General features: G+C 71.1%; 3 pseudogenes. 1 reads left to right on the top strand and 2 read right to left on the bottom strand.

Features of this window, described 5'->3' with window-relative positions:
* Window positions 1-1,146, top strand: a pseudogene (locus IH13_RS37190) (coagulation factor 5/8 type domain-containing protein); the annotation flags it as partial.
* 106 nt (window positions 1,147-1,252) lie between these two features.
* Here IH13_RS37190 and IH13_RS37195 read toward each other — a convergent pair.
* Both IH13_RS37195 and IH13_RS0110830 read right to left on the bottom strand, forming a co-directional pair.
* A pseudogene (locus tag IH13_RS37195) lies at window positions 1,253-1,579 on the bottom strand (ATP-binding cassette domain-containing protein); the annotation flags it as partial.
* 147 nt (window positions 1,580-1,726) lie between these two features.
* Window positions 1,727-2,742, bottom strand: a pseudogene (locus tag IH13_RS0110830) (hypothetical protein); the annotation flags it as partial.

Genomic DNA, 2,742 nt, shown 5'->3' on the forward strand with positions numbered 1-2,742 from the left:
CTCCATCGGCGGCTGGGGCAACGGCGTCTGGAACATGACCTTCTCCGGCGTCGAGGGAGCGCCCGCGCAGAGCTTCCCGGAGCCTCCGTACACCACGCTCGACACCACCCCGGTCTCCCGGGAGAAGCCCTTCCTCTACCTGGACGGCGACGACTACAAGGTCTTCGTCCCCGCGAAGCGCACCGACGCGCGGGGCACCACCTGGGGCAACGGCACCCCGGAGGGCGAGTCCCTGCCGCTCGACCAGTTCTACGTGGTCAAGCCCGGCGCCACCGCCGAGACCATCAACGCGGCCGTGGACCAGGGTCTGCACCTGCTGTTCACGCCCGGGGTCTACCACGTGGACCAGCCGATCGAGATCGACCGCCCGGACACCGTGGCGCTCGGCCTGGGCTTCGCCACGATCATCCCGGACAACGGGGTGACCGCGCTCAAGGTCGGTGACGTGGACGGGGTCAAGGTCGCCGGTCTGCTGATCGACGCGGGCCCGGTCAACTCCGAGACCCTGGTCGAGGTCGGCCCCGACGGCGCCTCCGCCGACCACGCGGCCAACCCGACGTCCCTCCAGGACGTGTTCGTGCGCGTCGGCGGTGCCGGCCCCGGCAAGGCGACCACCGGCATCGTCGTCAACAGCGACGACGCGATCATCGACCACACCTGGGTGTGGCGCGCCGACCACGGCGAGGGCGTCGGCTGGGAGACCAACCGGGCCGACTACGGCGTCCACGTGAAGGGCGACGACGTGCTGGCCACCGGCCTGTTCGTCGAGCACTTCAACAAGTACGACGTCCAGTGGTCCGGCGAGAACGGCAGGACGATCTTCTACCAGAACGAGAAGGCGTACGACGCCCCGACCAGGCCGCCATCCAGAACGGCGACATCAAGGGCTACGCCGCCTACAAGGTGGACGACTCGGTCACCACCCACGAGGGCTGGGGCATGGGCAGCTACTGCTACTTCAACGTGAACCCGGACATCCGCCAGCAGCACGGCTTCCAGGCCCCGGTGAAGCCCGGCGTGAAGTTCCACGACCTGCTGGTGGTCTCCCTGGGCGGCCAGGGGCAGTACGAGCACGTCATCAACGACATCGGTGACCCCACCTCCGGTGACACCACCATCCCGTCGCAGGTGGTGTCCTTCCCCTAGGAGGCCGGGCGGTGCGGCGGGGCCCGGTCGCCGGTGCGGCCGGGCCCCGCTCCGTTCAGAGCCAGCCCTTCTCGCCGGCGGTCCGGACCGCCTCCGCGCGGTTGCCCTCCATCAGGCCGCCGGTCTGCAGCATGGCACCGACGCGGCCCGAGGCGATGGCCGCCTGCGGTGACGTGCCGAAGAGCCGGACCGTACCGGAGTCGGCGGTGCGCAGGCCCAGGAGCAGGTCGAGGGTGGAGGACTTCCCGGCGCCGTTGGGGCCGAGCAGGGCCACGGTCTCGCCGGGGCGCAGGTCGAGGGTCAGTCCGTCGACGGCGCGTACGGCGACGTACGCGCCGTCGACGGCGCGTACGTCGCCGTACGCCTTGCGGACCTCTTCGAAACTCACCACGGCGGCTCTCGCCGTGGCGGGTGCGGCGGCTGTCGTTGTCATGCGCTCAGCCTGTCGGAACGGGGTGCCCGGTCGGCAGGGCCGCGGATCCCGCATCCGGCATGACAGATGTCATGCCGGGAAGGTGCGACGCCGCCCCCGGCCGGAGGTCCGGCCGGGGGCGGCGGGTACGGAGGGCGCCGCGTGCGGTCAGCCCGCGCCGCCCAGGTCGATGGAGACGGTGCGCTCGGCGGGGGTCTTGCCGAGGAGCGCGGTCTGCATGGCGTGGGCCACGTCGTCGGCGCTCACCTCGTGCTGCTTGCCGTCCCCCTTGGTGATCATGATGCCGTCGAAGACGCCGTCGAGCAGGGAGTCGATCGCCTTCTTGTCGTAGACCTCGACCAGCCGGCCGTCGACCGGCTTCATGGACAGGATCTTCGGCAGCGACCGGGAAGGGCCGAAGTCGATCTGCTTGGGGCCCGCCTTGATCGTGATCAGCCCCGACATCGCGGGCTCCGCGAACTCCTTCATCGCCCGGTCGAGTTCGGCCTGGTCGATGGTGGGTTCGGTGGTGGCGACGGGCAGTTCGACGACGGTGTGCCTCCCCGTCTCGACCTGGGCGCGGTAGGCGTCGCGGACCGAGATCATCGACCGGTTGACGTCGAGCGCCTTGCCCGTCTTCCCCGGCACCGGCACCGCCTTGTCCGGCTCGAACCTGATGGTGCCGTCGTCGGCGGAGCCCGAGACGCCCGCCAGCTCGGTCAGCGCCAGCCCGAGCTTCTCCTCGTCGACCGGGATCACCGGATCGGCCGGGCGTGCCCCGCCGAACAGCGAGCCGATCACGGAGACCGGGTTGTAGTCGCTGCCCGCGGCGCCCCGTACGGTCTCCTGGCTGTTCAGCGTGAGGCCAGCCTTCTCCGGGTCGAGCTTCTCCTCCTTGCCGTCCACGGACAGCGTCAGGGGTGCCTTGGCCCGCTCGCCGAAGGCGGCGTCGAGCTTGGCGACCGCCTCCTCCTTCGTGCCGCCGCCGATGTCCGCGCCGAGGACCGTGGTGCCCTTGGGGACCTCGGAGTGGTTCATCAGCAGTCCGGCGCCGTAGGCAATGCCGAACAGCACGAAGACGCCGACGCACAGCAGGACCAGCTTGGAGCGGCCCTTCTTGGCGGGCGGCGCCGGCTTCGGCGCGGGCGCGGGCTTCGGCGCCGCAGCGGCGGGGCCGCCGGGGC

The sequence above is a fragment of the Streptomyces sp. NRRL WC-3549 genome (assembly GCF_000721935.1).
Lineage (GTDB): Bacteria > Actinomycetota > Actinomycetes > Streptomycetales > Streptomycetaceae > Streptomyces.